The sequence below is a fragment of the Deltaproteobacteria bacterium genome (assembly GCA_020845775.1).
Classification (GTDB): Bacteria; Bdellovibrionota_C; UBA2361; order SZUA-149; family JADLFC01; genus JADLFC01.
This window is the reverse complement of sequence record JADLFC010000129.1, coordinates 1-19,085: the sequence shown is the minus strand read 5'-3', so window position 1 is coordinate 19,085 and position 19,085 is coordinate 1. Positions and strand designations below refer to the sequence as shown.

The 19,085-nt window shown below is 47.8% G+C and carries 14 protein-coding genes; 13 read left to right on the top strand and 1 reads right to left on the bottom strand.

The genetic code is table 11. The annotated features are described in order from the left end of the window. Window positions 1-236 precede the first annotated feature (236 nt). Genes IT291_08835 through IT291_08815 form a run of 5 tightly spaced genes read left to right on the top strand, consistent with a single transcriptional unit; the run spans window position 237 to window position 5,598 of the window. Window positions 237-737 carry a division/cell wall cluster transcriptional repressor MraZ gene (locus IT291_08835; GenBank protein MCC6221329.1) on the top strand — a complete coding sequence of 167 codons (501 nt, stop codon included), beginning with the start codon at window positions 237-239 and terminating at the stop codon, window positions 735-737. Further along, window positions 724-1,764, top strand: a complete 1,041-nt coding sequence (gene rsmH / locus IT291_08830) for a 16S rRNA (cytosine(1402)-N(4))-methyltransferase RsmH (GenBank protein ID MCC6221328.1) — start codon at window positions 724-726, stop codon at window positions 1,762-1,764. Before IT291_08835 ends, rsmH begins: the two co-directional genes overlap by 14 nt. 5 nt (window positions 1,765-1,769) lie before the next feature. After that, complete coding sequence (locus tag IT291_08825) at window positions 1,770-2,111, top strand: hypothetical protein (GenBank protein MCC6221327.1); 342 nt, start codon at window positions 1,770-1,772, stop codon at window positions 2,109-2,111. 6 nt (window positions 2,112-2,117) lie between these two features. Then, a complete protein-coding gene (locus tag IT291_08820) occupies window positions 2,118-3,989 on the top strand; it encodes a penicillin-binding protein 2 (protein MCC6221326.1) in 1,872 nt (623 codons plus the stop codon). Then, window positions 3,982-5,598, top strand: coding sequence for a UDP-N-acetylmuramoyl-L-alanyl-D-glutamate--2,6-diaminopimelate ligase (locus tag IT291_08815; protein ID MCC6221325.1), 1,617 nt, complete (start codon window positions 3,982-3,984; stop codon window positions 5,596-5,598). Before IT291_08820 ends, IT291_08815 begins: the two co-directional genes overlap by 8 nt. Here IT291_08815 and cmoA read toward each other — a convergent pair. Next, window positions 5,527-6,315 (bottom strand): carboxy-S-adenosyl-L-methionine synthase CmoA, encoded by a 789-nt coding sequence (gene cmoA / locus IT291_08810; GenBank protein MCC6221324.1) that lies wholly within the window; start codon window positions 6,313-6,315, stop codon window positions 5,527-5,529. The genes IT291_08815 and cmoA overlap by 72 nt on opposite strands. On the opposite strand from cmoA, the gene cmoB reads away from it, so the two are divergent. The 8 genes from cmoB (at window position 6,314) to IT291_08770 (ending at window position 19,079) form a co-directional block, all read left to right on the top strand. Next, window positions 6,314-7,288 carry a tRNA 5-methoxyuridine(34)/uridine 5-oxyacetic acid(34) synthase CmoB gene (cmoB, locus tag IT291_08805; protein MCC6221323.1) on the top strand — a complete coding sequence of 325 codons (975 nt, stop codon included), beginning with the start codon at window positions 6,314-6,316 and terminating at the stop codon, window positions 7,286-7,288. The genes cmoA and cmoB overlap by 2 nt on opposite strands. After that, window positions 7,285-9,105, top strand: a complete 1,821-nt coding sequence (locus IT291_08800) for a glycosyltransferase (protein ID MCC6221322.1) — start codon at window positions 7,285-7,287, stop codon at window positions 9,103-9,105. Before cmoB ends, IT291_08800 begins: the two co-directional genes overlap by 4 nt. 2 nt (window positions 9,106-9,107) lie before the next feature. After that, window positions 9,108-11,597 (top strand): glycosyltransferase family 4 protein, encoded by a 2,490-nt coding sequence (locus IT291_08795; GenBank protein ID MCC6221321.1) that lies wholly within the window; start codon window positions 9,108-9,110, stop codon window positions 11,595-11,597. Window positions 11,598-12,140: 543 nt separating this feature from the next. Then, window positions 12,141-14,789: a Stp1/IreP family PP2C-type Ser/Thr phosphatase gene (locus tag IT291_08790; protein MCC6221320.1), complete on the top strand. Its 2,649-nt coding sequence runs from the start codon at window positions 12,141-12,143 to the stop codon at window positions 14,787-14,789. A 160-nt stretch (window positions 14,790-14,949) separates the two neighbouring features. Next, window positions 14,950-16,560 (top strand): bifunctional phosphoribosylaminoimidazolecarboxamide formyltransferase/IMP cyclohydrolase, encoded by a 1,611-nt coding sequence (gene purH / locus IT291_08785; protein MCC6221319.1) that lies wholly within the window; start codon window positions 14,950-14,952, stop codon window positions 16,558-16,560. 17 nt (window positions 16,561-16,577) lie between these two features. Then, window positions 16,578-17,846 carry a phosphoribosylamine--glycine ligase gene (gene purD, locus IT291_08780; GenBank protein ID MCC6221318.1) on the top strand — a complete coding sequence of 423 codons (1,269 nt, stop codon included), beginning with the start codon at window positions 16,578-16,580 and terminating at the stop codon, window positions 17,844-17,846. Window positions 17,847-17,885: 39 nt separating this feature from the next. Further along, window positions 17,886-18,419, top strand: coding sequence for a 5-(carboxyamino)imidazole ribonucleotide mutase (gene purE / locus IT291_08775; protein MCC6221317.1), 534 nt, complete (start codon window positions 17,886-17,888; stop codon window positions 18,417-18,419). A gap of 3 nt (window positions 18,420-18,422) precedes the next feature. Then, window positions 18,423-19,079, top strand: a complete 657-nt coding sequence (locus IT291_08770; protein MCC6221316.1) for an L-threonylcarbamoyladenylate synthase — start codon at window positions 18,423-18,425, stop codon at window positions 19,077-19,079. The last annotated feature ends 6 nt before the right edge of the window (window positions 19,080-19,085 follow it).

Below are 19,085 nucleotides of genomic sequence, written 5' to 3'. Positions count from 1 at the left end.
TTTATACCATTTACAAAAAGGATTTTTGTAAATGGTATAAACAGCAAGTGCGTAAGCACTTGCCAATAAACAACAAATACCGTTTCCAAAAAGTAAAATATTTAACTTACTTTTTGGAAACGGTATAGAAATTTTTTTATGAATCCATTTGCTATCGTGGCTAATTGTGTTGATTAAAGGCAGCTTGTGGGCTATCGTGGGATGAAATGGGATAGGGCAGATAAGATTCGTTTCCTATGGAGCCTAAAAATAGTTCAGAGGATAAGGCCGAGAGGGCCAGGTACTCCTTTTGTGGGAGTTTTACCCATTCTCTGGACGAAAAAGGCCGGATAAGCATTCCCTCTACGTTTAGGCAGTTATTGCAGGAGCGCAAACAGAACGTGCTGGTTCTTACCAATTTTATTTCTGCTGGCGCTCGCTGCATAGAGGCTTTTGCTCAGGATGAATGGCTGAGGCTTGAACAGAAGTTGGCTGGCCGAAGTCGCTTTGATCCAAAGCTTCAAAAGCTAGAGAATTTTTATCTGGCTAGAGCCGCTGCTTGTCCCATGGATGCTAGCGGGAGAATCAACATACCACAACACTTGCGCTCCTATGCTGGCTTGGAGCGAGAGGTGGTTTTTACTTCTACGCTTAATGGATTTCGTATCTGGGAGAGTAGAGTTTGGAGTCTAGTCTTTCAGGAAGCAGAGGCGGCGCTACTTGAAGATCCGGCGCTGTTTATGGATGTCGACATATAGTGAAACTTTGGTGGAGCACGAGTCGGTTCTTTTTCAGGAGGTTTTGGGGTATCTCGCGCTTGGCGGTCGCGTAGAGAGTGGGAAGCCAAGGTATTTGCTCGATTGCACATTGGGGGGAGGAGGGCATGCCCTTGGCTGGCTAAAGAGTGGCGAGAATGCGTTTTTGGTTGGGATCGATCGGGATTTAGAAGCAATGAAGAGAGCGAAAGCCAGATTGAAGGATTTTGAGTCGAGAACCGCGCTCATTAGGGGAAATTTTGCGGATGCGAAAACTCTCATAGGCAAAAATCTAAATCTCATGCCAGCAGGATTTTCCGCTCTAGGTGAAGCTATGAACTCGTTTGATGCGATCCTTGTCGATCTGGGGGTTTCGAGCTACCAACTTGCGGAGGCCGAACGCGGGTTTTCTTTTCAGAAGGACGGTCCGCTGGATATGCGCATGGATCAAGAGTCCACTATTACTGCTGATAAAATTGTAAATGCTTACTCATTAGGTGAGCTGAAGGCTTTGTTCCAGCAGGGTGGCGTGGGCCAGTATTCCGGAAAATTAGCAAGGGCTATTATCGAGGCGCGCCCAGTTAAATCCACACTTGAACTACGACATCTGTGCGAGGAAGTTTTAGGGAGCCCAAGAATTAGGAGAATAAGAAACGCTGCTACTGGCTCTCGTCAATCTCACCCTGCTACGGTTCCCTTTCAGGCCTTACGAATAGCCGTTAACGACGAGCTGAACGCCATTAGGAGCTTTTTGGCAGATGCCTTGGATCTATTGCGACCTGGTGGACGCTTGTGCGTAATTAGCTTCCATTCGCTGGAGGACAAGGTAGTGACTCAAGAGATGCGAAAGTGGAAGCGCAGCGAAGGAAATCCCAAGTTGCCAAGCCTCGAAGGGCTTGAACCTCGAGGCTTGCTGTTAACGCCATCGGCTGTTGTTGCCACGGAGGCAGAGGTTTGTAGAAACCCGCGTGCACGCAGTGCGCGGATGAGAGTTTTTGAGAAGTCTGTATCAATAGGAGGAAGTTTATAAGCGTTATGTCTCGACTACTAACTTGGGAAATGTCTTCACTTGCTAACCAAAAGGCGCACCCGCGACGCATGCAGCCAAAGTCCAGTCAGTCATTGCATTACGTCTTTGGGGTCATGTTGTTTATGGCCTGCTGTACTCAGATTTGGGTTCGAGTGCGAATTACTAGCAATGGTTACGAACTGGAGGAATGGAGAGCGCGAGTTAATAGAAGCTATGAAGAATTGGCACAAGCGCGGTTGGAGTATGCACAGCTAATTCAACCACAGCAACTTACTAAAACGGCACAGGCTAAACTGGCTATGGTAAGTATTACTAGGGATAGTATCAGGCGCGGGATTGCTAGATAAGAGGCTATGATGAAGCAGCAGAGAAAATGGAAAAATAACTCCACTCACCTAAGGATTTCCTCTCGTTCGGCGTCGAGTTTTATGGCTCTTGCGGCGATTGGACGATTTATTGTTAGGGGTTTTAATGCCACTCCTGAACATAGAGAATTGAGTGCAAACGCGCGATTGCAGCGCGTGTCTATGCTAGGGTTTGTCATTGCAATCTTTGTTGGCGTCATTGCTTTGCGCTTGTGCGAGTTGCAAACTACAGAACATCAGAGATGGTTAAACCTAGCTTCTAGGCAGCAGCAGTCAACCGTAGAAGTCCGGCATGCGCGAGCGACAGTCGTCGATGCGCTGGGTAAGCCACTAGCTGTGTCTGTGCCAAGCGTGTCGGTGGCAGTGCATCCTCAGAAGGTAAAAAACTGCGATGATTTTGTGCGCCGTTTGACAAGCGTCGTAGATGTTGATGTAAAGGATGTGCGCGAAAAATTAAAAACAGAAAAGCCTTTTGTGTGGATAAAGAGAGATTTGCCCCGCAGTGTCGCAAGGCAGATTTCCGATTTGAACCTTGAGGGGATTTGCGTGGTCGACGAGTTTCAGCGGTCGTACCCACAAGGGTTTCTCGCTGGCCCCATTATTGGCAGGACTGGGAGGGATGGTTATGGTCTAGGCGGAGTGGAGTATGCGTTTGATGGAATGCTCTCAGCTGACGGCGGGATGGAGTTACCCGTTGGCCGCGACGCCCGCGGGCGTCTAGTGGCCGTTAGCGAGTATGGCTTTAATAAACCTTCGCGCGACGTTGAGCCGCAATTGCGTTTAAGTATAGATGCGGTAGTACAGGGAATTTTGGAGGAGGAGTTTAATCGAGCCTTAGAGACAATGCAGGCCAAGCAAGTGTTTGGTTTAGTAATGGATGCGGACACTGGGGAGATATTGGCATCTGCTCAGAGCATCAAATCAACCGCCAGTCAGATTCAGGATCTCTCAGCGGCTGAGCTTAAGAATGTGGTTATTCAGGATGCATTTGAGCCGGGTTCTACTCTTAAGCCGTTTATTGCGGCAAAGGCTATCGACGAAAGCGTCCATTCGCCAAATGACATGATGGATTGTGAGAATGGAACATATGCGGTTGGAAGACATATCATCAGGGATGTCCATCCCATTGGGATGGCTTCTCTCAGGGAAGCCATCGTGCGCTCCTCAAATATTTGCATGGCGAAAGTCGGGCAAAGGCTTGGCCGCAATCGAGTATATGAGGCGTTAAGCGATTTTGGCTTTGGTCAAAAAAGCGGAATTGAACTTCCTGGTGAGGCTGCTGGCATTTTGCGCGACGGCAAGAGGTGGGCCAACATCGATGTTGCCACTCACTCCTTTGGGCATGGTATCTCGGTAACATCTCTACAGCTCGTTAGGGCCTACTCGGCGCTGCTAAATGGTGGGCTATTGGTGACACCGACCGTAATTAATGGCGGTACGCGAAAGAAGGGCTCTGTCATTAGGGTGTTAGGCGATGCTACCTCTAGTGCTATGAGGGATATTTTGTATGACGTCATTGCCGATGAACATGGAACCGGTAGGAAGGCGCAAGTCGTGGGAGTTCGAGTCGCTGGGAAAACGGGAACGGCGCACAAAGTGCTTTCTAGCGGTAGGGGTTACGATAGTGAGCGCGTAATGGCGTCTTTTGTCGGTTTCGTGGATGGTAGCGACATCGGGTTGCAGCGAAGGTTTACGGCATTAGTCGTAGTGGATGAGCCGGGTGTTACGCCGCGCTGGGGTGGTGCAGTAGCTGCTCCGGTATTTAGCAGTGCGATGGAGAGGATTTTATCCTATGTCATGACAAAGGAAACAAGCAAGATGCAAATGGCTAAAGCTCGTTCTTCGGAGTTCGATGCGTGACCGCTTGTCGTTGATAAGGCTATTTGCTGGTCTTGATTATTCTTGCAATCAGGGTCAGCAAATCCTCGAAAATGTAAGGCCTTTAGACGTGACGCAAGATTCGCGGCGCGTAGGCGCTGGGTCGCTTTTTTTTGCAATCAGAGGTGTCGCGCGCGATGGCAATGACTACGTTGTCTCGGCGCTAGAGAAAGGTGCTGTGGGCGTGGTGCTCAGTTCGACTGTCGCCGTTACGGAAGAAATAGTCTCCCTAGCCAGCACAAAAAATGCAGTTGTTATTTTCGTAGATGACGTTCGTTTAGCCTTAGCTATTGCAAGCGCTAGGTTCTACGACAGTCCCTCGATGGATCTGGTTACTGTTGGTGTTACTGGAACTAACGGAAAGACTTCAATTTGCTGGATCTTAACTGAGTCCCTATTTCGGCTTTCTTGCCCGGTAATACAGATTGGCACACTAGGAGTACGCATGCTGGGAGATAGCAGCGATAACGGTGCTTCCGAGTTTACTAATACAAATGTTACGACGCCTGACCAAGTAGAATTGGCCAGATATTTGGCTCTCGCGAGATCCAAAAACTTAAAAGCGGCCGTCATGGAGGTATCTTCGCATGGCGTAGATCAAAACAGAATCGCTGGAATCGACTTTGATGCGGCAATATTTACAAATCTTACGCGCGATCATTTGGACTACCATACAGCGATAGAGGATTATCGAGAGGCTAAGTGTAGGCTATTTACTGAGCACTTGTTGCGCAGCCGCAAATCGTCGCCGTGTGCAATAATTAATATCGATGATGAAGGTGGCAGGTATATTCTAGAGTCATTGAGAGAGCGGTCTGATTCTAGCGGTAGGCGTCGAGGACTGGAGATCGTCACTTACAGTGCTCTTGCTAGCTCACAAGCGGATGTGCGTTTAGTTTCCGCCTGTTCATCGCTTAAAGGGATGAGCTTAAAGGTCATTCTTCGTGGTGTTAGTGTTGAGCTACAGACGCAGTTAATAGGAAAGTTTAATATATATAACTTATTGGCGTGCCTGGCATGTTTGCAGAGTTTTGGTTATTCACAAAAAAACATCGCCAGTGTTTTGGCAGAGGTGCCGCGAGTTCCAGGTAGGTTGGAGCGCGTTGGCGAAGGCGATGTCAATGTGTTTGTCGATTACGCCCATACCCCAGATGCGTTGGTGTGTGCGCAAAACGCCTTGCGCGAGAGCATGTCGAGTGGTCGGTTGATAACTGTATTTGGTTGTGGAGGAGAGCGCGATAGGGGAAAACGTCCGCTCATGGCTAAGGCAGTGTGTGAGCTTTCCGACTATGCCGTTGTGACTTCTGATAATCCGCGCAGGGAAGAACCGATGGATATTATTGGAGATATACTTCCCGGTTTCCGGGCGAAGTCACTTAGGCCAAGTTTTAGCTATGATGTTATAGAAGATCGCAAGGAGGCAATTTTCCACGCAATAAAACGGGCGCGGCCTGGAGATTGTGTGCTAGTGGCCGGCAAGGGTCATGAGACCTATCAAGAAGTTGGTCAGGAAAAGCGATCATTTTGCGATCGAAACGTTTGCCGTGAGGCCCTTTATGGCCACTATGGTTGCAAAGTTATAGAGCCTTAAAGGCACTGCGATGTGAGAAAAGCCAGCAGCTTTTAGCATGGCTATGTTTTCGCTTATTGTAAGGGGCGTTAAAATTCCCTCTAGTGCCTCTCTCTTTTGGGCGATTTCCAAGCGGGAATATCCCATAGCTTCCTTAAAATCGTGATGTAGTTCTATTAGAAGCTTATCCATTACTTCATCGCCATTGGAAATCTTTTCAGTCATGATTAATACGCCGTCGGGAAGTAGAGCGTTAAATATTTGTGTTAGCAACTCCTGTCTTCTTGCTACATCGATAAACTGTAGCGTGTAGTTTAGGATAACTAGAGCTGCGTCTACTAGAGGCATATCGAGAATGTCACGACAAAGTAGTTCAATCTGTTCTTGTAGGTGTTCTTTGGCGATTTTTGTTCGGCACTGCGCCAACATTGGTTCCGAGCTATCGACTCCTATCAGGACTGCGCCTTTTGGGGCAAGGGCGCGGGCCAGGCTAACTAGAGTGGTACCGGTCGAACATCCGAGATCGTAGACGCGAGAGTTTTCTTTTAAAAACTTTTTTGCAATATTAACGCTAAGGTCTTGAACTTCTCTGTAGAGAGGAACCGAACGAGTAATCATGTCGTCAAAAACCTCGGCGACGTCTTCGCTAAAACTAAACTGTGCAACCTGAGAAATATTTCTCGCGTAAAGGTAGTCCCGTTTGGTAAGTATCTCCTTGCAGCGGCTACATAATTTCATGGAAAAATCAAATATTCTTGCTAATTATTCTAGGGAAATCAATTACGATGCCTTATGTGCGGAGCGCATTAGAAGCGCGCGACTCCTGCAAACAGAGCATTGGCGTAGTTATTTGGATCTTTTCGCCGAATGTCAAGTCCTCGCAAAAGCTCCTTGCCGAACTGAGTTTTCCCATTCCGTTGTTACGGTAGGGGCCGAGTGTGAGCTGTCGGAAGACGGAAAAAGGAAGCTCCACTCCGCTATTCAAAAGTTAATTCCCTGGCGCAAGGGCCCGTTTAACTTGTTTGGAATAGAAATAGATGCCGAGTGGCGCAGTGATTTAAAATGGGCTCGAATTGCGCCGCACTTGGAGCGGGCAAGAGGGGCTCGAATTGCGGATATAGGCTGTAGCAATGGCTACTACATGTTTAGGGCTCTAGCGCTAGAGCCCGAGATAGTGCTTGGCTTGGATCCCGCAGAGCGCAATTATTATAGCTTTGAGTTAGTCAACAGTTTTGTAAGAGATCGCAGATTGGCGTTTGAGCTGTTAGGCGTGGAGCACATGTGGTTATTCCCGCATTTCTTCGATATAGTTCTATGCATGGGCGTTTTGTATCATCGAAAAAATCCCTTGGGCGATTTAGCACTAATTCGAGATTCCTTGCGGCCTGGAGGGCAAGTAATCGTTGAGAGCCAAGCCATTCCGGGCGAGGAATCGCTAGCATTGTTTCCAGCCGATAGGTATTGCAAGGCCCCAAATGTTTATTTCCTGCCAACCGCAAATTGTCTAGTTTCATGGCTCAAGCGAGTTGGATTTGTCGATGTGGAGATAATATCTACAGATGTTACTAGCACTTACGAGCAGCGAAAAACCCTTTTTGCTCCGTATGAAAGTCTTTCTGACTTTTTGGATCCGAATGACGAGAATCTCACGGTTGAAGGTTACAAGCGTCCCCTAAGGGTTGCCGTTAAAGCAAGGACCAGAAAACAATGACATCACAAGTGTTTGCCAAGTGTTCTCAGCGAAAACGCCGTTCGCTCGTAGAAAGTTCCCTAAGGGATGTGCCATTTCAACTGTTACCTCAGACTGTCTATCCAGCTCTGCAGCATGAAAAGGTTCTGAAGTGGCAAGCTGAGTTTTCTAGCGGTTTTAGTAAAAAAATCCACTTCTGCATCGCAGTTTTTCTTGCTAGCGATGGTAACTCGCAAATCGAAAGGTTATTTGAGTCGCTAGCTGTGCAGAGTTACCAGGATTTTAGTTTTCATGTGTTTTGCGGGTCGACTCGTGAGAGCAATTTGCTAATGAGTCTGTTCGAGAGATATGAGATTGCTGGTTCCTTGCACCAGTGCGAGGATGTGACTGATCTCGAGGTGTTCTTGCGGAGGTTAGAGGCAATTACTGCTGATTATGTAATACTTATTGACAGCAGCTCGATATTGCATCCGCAGGCGCTTTTTATTATTGCAAAGACAATTATCAAGAACCCCGCCGATTTGCTTTACTTTAACGAGGTAGAGCTTTCTAGCGATTTGAGATCGGCAGTAAGTTTTTTTCGCTCCACACAGGTCAGTAAGTACGGACTATTGTCTATGAGTCCGTTTGGCCATATCGTGGCAGTATCTAGGGCGGCGTTGGCGTCTGGAATGGCTAAGGACAGTGCTGCCATTTTTAGCGATGCTTGTTTGGCCTGGTGGGCTTTAGGTTTAGAGTTTTGTTATCAGGGGCGAAATATCGTTCATCTTCCATTAGCGTTGGGATGTAAAATTGGATCCAGATTGTCCAATGGTGTGAGAAATTCCCAACCGTTAGTTAAGGAATGCATTCGCCGCTATGCGAACAATCTTGACATTCCTTTGGGTGGACTGCGCGATATTGTGTCTGATGCTGTCTATTTTGAGCCCGTTTTACTCGAAAGTGCGGGAAACGTTCAAGTTATTGTTCCTTTTAGAAATGAAAGCGAAATGACTATTAACTGCATTCGCAGTTTGGAAATGCAAGATTCGCTTGAAAGTCTGCTGATAACGCTCGTAGATAACAATTCCGAGGCTGAACATCTAAAAAAGGTCGAGGCGGCTCTTTCGGCTAGCAAGCTCGCCAGCAGAGCTAATATTATTAGCGATCCTGCTTACTTTAATTATGCCCGCCTTAACAATCAGGCTGCAAGAGAATCGAATTCCAGCTACATCTTGTTTTTAAATAACGATGTTGTTTTATCACATTCGCAAGTCATAGCGGAACTTAGGCGCTGGTGTGCACTGGGCGATGTTGGGGCGGTGGGAGGGAGTTTGTTTTACGAGAATGGCGATTTGCAACACGGTGGAATAAACTTTGCCTGTGTGAGACCGCGAAATATTTCAAGCAAACAGGAATTTTGCTTTCTTACGCGGGAGGTAAATGCAGTGACGTTCGCGATGGCGATGGTTAAGCGCAGTGCGTTTAACGAACTCGGTGGATTGGATGAGTATTGTTGCCCCAATGGGTTTGGCGACGCAGTGTTTTGCCATTTGCTCCGCAAGAATGGTTGGAAGGTAATTTTTACCCCACGGGCCAGTGGTAATCATTTCGAGTCTCGGACGCGCGGTAGGATGCCCGAGGAGCTAGAGCTGTATGAAATGGTTCAATTTGGGCTTCCTATATCGGATTTACAGGACGATTTTTCTTCTTTGTTGCAGCCTACGCGGCTTGAGTTTAGCGGAGGAAATTCAAGCTGTGATTCTCTGCCAGTGGCTAGCAAGATATTTAGTTCAATTAGTAGGCGATTGCCGGGCGGACTCAGGAGTCAACTACAAAAGTTGCTGTCTAGGACCTAATTATGGCTAATAGTAAAAGGGGCGATATATATGTCGAGTTGACTGAGCCTTGCCATCCATCGACGCGATTGGGGCCTACGGCAAATCTTAGCGGATTTGTCATTGCGCCAACGGACATTGACGTGCGTAGCAGAGAGCATTTTAATTTGCAGGTGCTACTAAGGGAGAAGGGAAGTGTGGAATCTCGCGCAAGGTGCTGGCGCTCGTTGCCGACAGGTGCACTTGTGGAGAATCGGGGCGCTTTTGTCGAGAATTTGGAGGTAGTGGAGAGCCGTAGGGCTGATTTGCCTGTGGTGCGTCTTCCGTCTCAGAAATGCTACCTAGTTACTGGAAGAATCAATTGTGAGGCGCTCGTACCGCTCGATAGCGAGGGGGTTAAAGAGTTTATCATTTCGCTCGCTATTTTCTGTGGAGATATTGTTAGCAGCTCTAATAGCGTAGAAATTGCGATTATGCCGCGCTGCATGTGGAAGGAGCCGCTTGGTGGTTTTATTTTTCCGCCCATGGGGCTTACTTGCAGCGACTTTATTGCAGTGCAAGGTTGGGCACTTTGCCAGGGGGCAAATCTTAGCAGTGTTAAGGTGTTTGTAAACGATTCATTCTTGGAAATGGCGAGGCTAGGCATTTGGAGCCCCGGTATTCACTTAGCCCTTCCAGATCCTGAAGAATCTAGGCGGGCAATCTTTGCCTCAATGCTAGAGTTTAGTCAGGTTAAGCGACTAGTCCCTAGCCTAAAAGCCTCAAGCAATGTCTGTATTTCTACAGAATGTACGTTTTCAACGGGGCAAAGGATTTGCTTTAGTTTGCCAAATGTTCAGTGGAGGCCGTGGGATAAGGAGCTGGGTGATGGCATTGAGGGCGAGATTGAGAGGGTCTACCTCGGTGCGGATGGCGCTATGCATATTGAGGGTTGGGTCTATAGCAAGGTGCAAAATGGCCTTAGGCTTTACCTTCAAGGTCTTCGCCGCACGTTTGAGGTGACTCATGCTCCGGATAGGGGCTGCTCTTTAGTGTGGTGCGAGCGGCCAGATATTGAGGAAAGATACTTGCCGCGCAGTTTAGCTACCTCTTATGGATTTTCGATTAGCGTAATTCCGTCCTGTCTAGATCGCTTTGGTGGCCTTGTTCGCTTGTTCGCTAAGGATGTTCACTCAGATTTGGCAACCCCATTGGGACCTAGAGAAAAATGGCTTAAAATATCGCGATTGGTAATCGAATGTTCTCGTTTTAAAGGGCCAGGAAAAAAGGCTCTTGCGCAGGGAGCGCTATGTGCCACGAGGATAATGCCTAGTTTTAGGTCATGTTCGAGCGCACAAAGGCTTAGGGCCTGCGCCGGTAAGCCAAGTAGTTTCCTCTTTGCGACTCATAACTTGTCCGATGTAGAGGGCGCGCCTAAAGTGATGTTTGACATCGTTAAGGGCGTTCTACAGTCATGCGGGTCGGAAGCTAGGGTTTTTGTGATTTCGCCGTGTGAGGGCGCGGCGCGAAGGTCCTATGAAATGCTTGGCGCTAGAGTAGAAGTGATTCCAGACCTAAGCACGGTCGGGCAAGATTGGAAGCGATATACTAAAGGCTTGGTCGACGCGAGTGGGATTATAAGTGATTTTTCGGTGGATATAATTTTTGCCAATGTCACGGATTCTTTTTGGGCGGTGGATGTGGCTGATAGGTTGAGCATTAGAAGTGTTTGGATGATTCATGAGAGCTATCCTCCTTATGATGCTTTTATAGAGATGGATCCGCGGTTAAGAGTGCGATTTCTTCACAGTCTGCGTTTGCCCGAAAAGGTGGTATTTGTATCGCAGTTTTCTAGGTCGGTATACGCGAAATTGGTGGATGATGAGCGTGCGATGGTAGTTCCCAATGGGATCGATACTGAAGCTATCGAGGAAATTAGCCGCAAACTGGGAAAGGGCGAAGCTCGAAAGAGATTGATGCTTAATAATGACGAAAAGGTAATTAGCATCATAGGCACTACTAGCTATCACAAGGGCCAAGACATTTTTATTCGCGAGATGGGGTTGCTTAAGCGACTTATGCTGGAGAGTCAAATTCGCTTTTTAATCGTCGGTTGTCGCGATGGAGAATATTTGACGACATTAAAAAACATGGCGTCGGATTTAGGCTTAAGTGGTGAAGTCATTTTTGTCGATGCGACACCTGACGTAGCTCCTTATTTTATCGCAAGCGATTGTGTGGTTATTGCTTCGCGCGAAGAATCAGCGCCTTTGGTTTCTCTAGAGGCGTTCTCGTATGGAACGCCTCTAGTAAGCACTACGGCCATGGGATTAAGCGAGCAGGTGCGCGATGGCGAAAATGCATTGGGTTTTTATCCCGAAGAGGAAGGTCACTTAGCTGCTCAAGTAGTGCGAATATTAGGTGACAAAAATTTACGAGAACGGCTAGTGAGGCGAGCAAAGGAGATTGTGAGAGAAGGGTTTTTGTTGAGGGATGCCATTAGAAGGCACGTAGAGATTATTATGGGTGCGTAAGTTGACACGCCCATATACCGTTTCCAAAAAGTAAGTTAAATATTTTACTTTTTGGAAACGGTGTATGCTAAGTTAAGCCATTTTATGCTTAATTAGAGAGCAGTGGTTTTTTCTATACGCCCTTTTTTGCTATTGTGAGCGTCTTTTTGAATAGCGAATGCGTCTAAAAATAGTGAAAAAGTATAGTAATCGCTCTAAGCTCGAGTGAAAATTCATTCTAATGAGTATACGCGGTTTAGATTTTAGGATAAATTTTTTTTGCTCCTAAATTTAGTTGGTTGCGTCTAGGCGGATTCGCGACATGCCGATATTCATTTGATATACTAGAAAAACAGTGGAGGGCATTAAATTCGAGATGGTTTTACTGCTTAAACTATGTCTTGGTATCTTGTCGATATTTACTTGTGTATTACAAGAGCAAGCGCATGGGATCTATTTTTATATCTCGGCTAAGGACAGTCATACTGTAGTCAGAACGTGAGTTAAGAATAATTGGCACTGGATTCTGCAAAGGTGGACCTTAAGGAAGGAGTCAACATAGGCGTGTTGCATGCTGGCGCGACCCATGTTGGCAAGTGTAGAACCGAGAACCAGGATTCTTATGGTTTTGTTCGAAGGGGAGATAGTAGTCTCTTTGTCGTGGCGGACGGAATGGGGGGAGCAAAGGGTGGAGCAATCGCGTCTGGTCTCGCTGTTGATGTCATATGCAAGGAAGCTCTGGATGAGTCGGGACGCATCACTAAAGAGAGTATTCATAGCGCCGTAGAAAAAGCCAATACAGCTATTCACGAGTTTAGCAAGCTTAGCGACTCGTTATCGGGGATGGGTACTACGGCTGTGGTGCTAGGTTGGCATGCTGGCAAATTATTCATCGCTCACGTTGGAGACTCCAGGGCATACGTCTATAGGGAACAGAGTGGTGAGTTGAGGCGCCTCACCAAAGACCATACCTTAGTGCAAGAACTCCTAGATGCAGGTTCTATTGCGAAACCGGCCGCAGAAAATCACCCAATCAGCCACATGTTGACTCGCTCCCTTGGGCCACATGAAAGCGTTTCTATCGACGTGCAAGAGTTGTCCGATGACCTGCTCCAAGGAGATAGATTTCTTCTTTGCTGCGATGGCCTGTACAATCATGTTTCAGACGAAGGGCTGCAAGAGGTTCTCGGCAGGCATGAGCTAGAGATGGCAGCCGAGGTCTTGGTCTCATTGGCGAATGAGGCAGGTGGTAGCGATAATATCACAGTGCAGATCGTAGAATTTCATCAAGAGGCCGCAAGCGAAGCAGGCGCAAATAAGGCGGCCAAGACTGAGTCCTTTAATTCCTCGGGAATAAATTATGAAGGACTTAAAGAGGCATTTAAGAATGCTAGGCAGGCAGATAAGGAGGCCGAAGCAAAGCAAACGTTGGTAAATGGCGTCGAGCGAGTGACCGACGATACTAATATCGATTCGACTCCTACGGCGAGTGCATCGCAGAAGACCGAAGATATTGGCGAGCGGAGAGAACGCCTGGCGAATACTAATGGGCGCGTTAGTGGTTCTAGTGGCGCTCAGGATGCGCCTAAAAAAGAGGGCGAGAAAGTCGCATCCGAATACAAAAAGCTAGAAGACACCGAATCATTTGGTCAGGTAAATAGCCTTGAGCGATTTCAAATTCTTGCGCTTGGCTGCGTGTTAGCGGCGTTGGTCGTGTGCATTTATGTCGCCTTTCCACGAGAGGACTCCCTGCCCCCTAAAACTCAACCTCTCATCGCGAGTGTCACTACTCGAGTTCCAGCCGACGCTGTGTCGCCATCTGTGGACACTGGCAGCGTGCTTGATCGCGATAGTGCAAGTTCTCAAATAGTTAAGGCCGTACCCATGCCCACTGGTGTCACTGAATCAACGCTGCCCGCGCTTGACGTGCCTCCGAATGAGAAAAAGGTCGTAAGCGACATGTGGCCATCGGTAGAGGTGTTGCCAGAGGAAAGACCTGCTTGGGGCAGTGGGAGTACGCACACTAGTGATGAGTCTCAGGCAAATGCAAGCAACGAAGCGAGTCCAGTTTTAGAGAGTGGCTCCTCAGCGCCCATAGGGGTTGTGGCTTTGAACGATTTAGGAGCTAACGCGACGGAGACTAAGGAGCGAGTTAATCCCCCTAGCTCAGAAGGTAATGTAAGCAGTGCTTCAGTAGACGAGTCCGCGTCGATGAGCGAGCTGGAACTGGCGGAACTAAAGAGTTTTGAGGAAAAGGAGAGAACTTTAGCCAAAGTGGTTCTTCAAGCCTCGGACATTAGTGTTCCGCCGCCTCCGGAGTCGGACGCGTACGTTGTTGCAATTCGCTCGTCGGCTAATGAACCAATAGTGTGGGAGCACGAAAAAACTTTGCGCGACAAGTTTATTAGCGAGGCTTTGAGCTACGATCGATCGGTCGGAGAGTCGGACGGCGATGTTAACTTTGGCGCACTTAATTTAAATCTTTCTGTAAGGGCAGAAGTAATAAAGGAGAAGTTGCTGATACGAGAAAAGATTGCGGATATCGATTCTAAATTGCGAGCGTATGGTCTTGGAAGCGAAGATGCATTAAAGCGGCGAATATCGGAAATAGAGCAGCAAATAGCGCTTCTCGATGAGGCCTACGAACGAACAATGGATAGTCTCGACAATGCGGCGAAGCGCTATGCATATTGGTTGGGACAAAAGGGCGCGCTAAACAATCAGGATCCGTTAGCCCTGGCGTTAGAACTGGCAGAAAACAATTTGCAGGTAAAGCGAACAAAGGAAGCGCATGATGTGTCCTTGCAGAGGAAGGGCGAATTGGAGAGTTTATGGAAGGATAACCCGAGCAAAGATGAATACGCAGCTCAGATGTCGATGATAGAGCAAGAGTTAGCAAGTCGACGCATTGCGCTAATTCAAGCTGTTGAGCTTGCAATTGATGGCGCGATGGAACTAGCTAAGTTCGATCTTTCGGAAAATGCTTTGCTAGCAGACGACTTAAAAAGGCAGAAATCGCGCTTGAATAGGCACTTTGGACATATTAACGTTTTTGGTTCACTCGCCAATAGTTCGAGGTCGGTTCAGCAAAAGGTTCTTATGGATAATCGCCGCGAACTGGTAAATAAACTTGGTTTTTTGCAGAAAAAAGTAAGCGACGATCAAGAAGTAGAAATTCGCCGAAAACTGGCCTTTGAGCGCCTTAATTTTTAGGTTCGGCTGGCTCAAGAGGACGGCTATTCCTTAAAATGGCTCGAATGTCCTTATTGAGAAAAACGCGCTGATAATGTATTATCCACTCACATTTCTATACTGCTAAAAACAAATATGCTTTTTGTTTTTGGCGCGAGTGCAACTGCCAATGTGAGGGGGCATGAACAAGTCTGCAATTGTTAGCGTTTACGATAAGAAGGGCCTTGGTCCATTTGTTAAATTTCTAATCGAAAATGATTACATCATTTTGTCTAGCGGAGGAACTGCAAAGTATTTGCGGGATGCGGGATTAGAAATTCAACTAATTGAGGAGTTTACGGGGCAGGAAGAAATTTTAGGGGGACGAGTTAAGACACTTCATCCAAGAATCCACGCCGGAATTCTCGCGCGCCGAGATGTGGCAGGTGATATGGAAGTTCTTAAAAACATGGGCGTTCCGCCAGTCGATCTAGTCGTTGTCAACTTATATCCATTTTTAGAGCGCGTGCGCGAGACAGAGCAAGGTGGCGAGAAAAATCACACTTCTCTCATAGAAGATATAGATATTGGTGGGCCGACACTTCTGAGGGCTGCGGCAAAAAACTCTCATTTCGTCGCTGCTGTATGCGATCCGAATGATTATGAGATGATTATCGAGGAGATTAAAGCTAGTCGGGTAGTATCATTGGATACTAGGCGGAACTTGGCAAAGAAGGTCTTTGCCATGACTGCCGAGTACGATGCTGAGGTGGCGCGTTACTTTTCCTTAAAAGAACGTCTATTGGACGACGAGGGCAATCGCATTCTGCTAGCGCCAATTGAGTCTTGCATTTTGGAAAAGGAAGCAGATCTGCGTTACGGCGAAAATCCTCATCAACAAGCGGCAGTGTATAGGCCTTTTCGAGGGGTAAATGCGACTGTTGTCCCTCTTTGGCAACAGCTTCAAGGCAAAGAGTTGTCATACAATAATTTGCTCGATGCACAGGCGGCCATTGACCTCTTTGTAGCGGTGGAGAGTCGATTTGCCGAGCAACATGTATCCGTAATCATAAAACACTCAAACCCATGTGGAGTTGCTGTGAGGGGTAATGCGGTGGATGCGTTTATAGAGGCTAGAAAATGCGACCCGGTGAGTAGTTTTGGCGGCATCATTGCTGTTAGTGGCGTTGTGGATGGCAATTTTGCCAGGACAATTCTCGAGGGGTTCGTCGAGGTGCTTGTGTTAAGCGATCTAACCGACGAAGCACGTGCTGTGTTTGCTAAGAAAAAAAATGTGAGAGTATTAAAATGCGATTTCGCTAGGTGGAAGCTCTCTAGCGATCGCCCGCAGTGGCGCATGCGCTGTCTAGCGGATAGCTATTTGCTATATTCTGCGGATAGGAGTAGCGAGGGGGTTAGCAGTGCGACGGTCGTTACGGAGAGGAAGCCGGAGGTCAGCATGTTAGACGATTTGGATTTTGCGTGGATCGTCTGTAAGCACGTTACATCGAACGCCATTGTAGTAGCGAAGGGACTTAGCGCCATTGGCGTTGGCGCTGGACAGATGAGTAGAGTGGATTCAGCGCGGCTAGCTCTTGAGCGAGCAAAAATTCATGGACACGATGTGTCGAAGAGCGTGGCAGCGTCAGATGCGTTTTTGCCGTTTACTGATGTGCTAGAGGTTTTGAACGATGCTGGAATTGGAGCTCTGATTCAACCAGGAGGCTCGCAAAATGATTCGTGCGTCATCGAGTCCGCAAATGAGCGGAAAATGTGCATGTTGTTTACTGGCGTTAGGCATTTTAGGCATTAGTTAATAGGGATTAGAGTATGAAAGTTTTGGTAGTGGGTAGTGGCGGAAGAGAACACGCCATTGTTTGGAAACTAAAGAGCAGTCCTTTAATAAAGGAGTTGTTTTGTTGGCCAGGGAATCCCGGAATAAACCAGCTTGCTAAAGCCGTTCCGCTCGAATCGCCTTGTAGTTACGGGGCCCTAGCTCTTTGGGCGGTGGACAGGAAGATTGACCTAACCGTAGTGGGCCCAGAGGCTCCGTTAGCTGATGGAATCGTTAATATCTTTTCAGAGCATGGGCTAAAAGTGTTCGGGCCAACTAGGGAAGCTGCGCGATTGGAGTCTTCGAAGTATTTCGCCAAGGAGATTATGATGAAGGCTGGTGTCAGAACTCCTCGGGGATACGTGTTTAGCGATATTGCGGCTGCAAAAGATCACGTTGAAAGACATGGAGCTCCAATTGTCGTTAAGGCCGATGGCTTGGCTTCGGGTAAGGGGGTGCTTGTAGCTGAGAGCAAGCAGGAAGCACTCGACATGTTGGATTTGCTAATGGTTGCAGGGCGCATGGGCGAGGGTGGAAAGAAGGTTGTGCTTGAGGAAAAGCTCATTGGTCAGGAAGCCTCGCTGATGGCCATTGTCGATGGGGACACGGTATTGCCTTTAGCTGTAAGTCGCGACCACAAGCGTTTGCTGGACGGCGACAGGGGTCCTAACACTGGAGGGATGGGTGCTATCTCGCCCACAGCCGTGTTGCCGGATGATTCTGTGGAAAAACTTACTGGAGAGATTTTTGTTCCAGTTTTACGAGAATTGTGGAGTAGGGGGATTCACTACACCGGGTTTTTATATGCTGGGGTTATGGTCGATAAGTCCGGAGTTGCACATGTCCTTGAATTTAACTGCCGCTTAGGAGACCCAGAGACTCAAGTGTTACTACTGCGCTTGCAATCCGATTTGCTCGTTGCCATAGATGCTGCTGTTAATGGCAAGTTGTCTTCGGTTGATCTGCGTTGGAGCAAAAAGGTTGCAGCTTGTGTGGTAGCGTCTTCGGAGGGATATCCAGACAATCCGATCACAGGAAGGGAAATTTCCGGAATTTTCGATAGCTATCAGGATGCCGAGACGGTGTTGTTTCAGGCGGGAACGAGAACTGATGAAAAGGGAAATTTAGTTACTAATGGAGGTCGCGTTTTATGCGTTTCGGCTTTAGGCAGTGATTTAGATCAGGCCTTGCAGAGAGTATATAATGGAATGAATAGGGTTAAGTTCGAGGGGATGCATTTTCGCAGAGATATTGGAAAAACCTAGTGCGGCGAAGTAGTTATCCTAGCAAGGAGATTGTCGTTTATGAATGTTAACAGTGGGGTGAGTTGTTCTTGTAGCTGTTCTGAAAAGGCCGCTGTAAGCATAGTGATGGGGAGCGAGAGCGACAAGGCGCTAATGCAGGCTGCTAGGGACACTCTTTCAGAGTTTGGCATAGGAAGTGAGTGGCGCATTCTTTCGGCGCACCGCACGCCAGATCAGGCTATAAGTTGGATTAGAGAGGCTGAGGCGCGAGGGATTAAAGTTATCATTGCCGCTGCTGGATTGGCAGCTCATTTGGCGGGAGTGGCCGCTGCAAACAGCATTCTGCCGGTTCTTGGCGTGCCCTGCGATGGTGGCCCGCTCAATGGCATGGATGCGCTTCTTTCGACTGTGCAGATGCCGAAAGGGACACCTGTGGGAACACTGGCAATTGGCAAAGCTGGCGCAGTTAATGCAGCATTGTTGAGTCTTCGGATCCTTGCGCTTAGCGATTCGTCCTTGCGCCAAAAACTCATTGCCCATAAGGCGCGTTTGGCGGAGGAGGTTCTGAATGCGGACAAAAATCTATTGCCATAATAAATGTTGAAAGGCGTTTTTGTTGAAACTTTTGTAGAACGCTTGCAGCGCGGCGAAGTGGTGGCCTATCCCACCGAGACGCTAATCGCCTTAGGAGCGAATCCCTTTGACACTTTAGCCGTGGAGCGCTTAATCGAGCTAAAAGAGCGGCCTACGGAGAAAGGGATCCCGCTCATTATCGATATGGCATGTAGGGTAGATGAATGGGTCGAGGCGGAGGATTTGCACTGTGCTCAAGGTCGCAAATCCTTGCAGGAGCGCTTTTGGCCTGGTCCGCTTACGATCGTTTTTACGGCCAATTCGCGTGCACGGGAGATTTTTTCGCCGCTAATCTTCGGCTCTGATTTTTCCCTTGCCGTAAGGCTGTCTAGTAGTCCCGTGGCTAGGGAATTGGCCAAAGGTTTGGGCGGGGCCATTACTTCGACTAGTGCAAACATTAGTTCACGCCCATCGGCAACGAGTTTTAAGGAAGTGCGACAAATATTTCCAGAGCTACTGTTAGTAGATAAATTGTCTGCCAGTAATTCCGAAGGGGCATCTTCTGGCAATAGCCTTGCCTCGACAATTTTAGACGTGCGGAAATGTCCTTTTAGAATATTACGAGAAGGGGCTATCGGTCGGGAACAGCTAGTGGGACTGTTGGGAGATTGCAGTTTGTAAGTTACC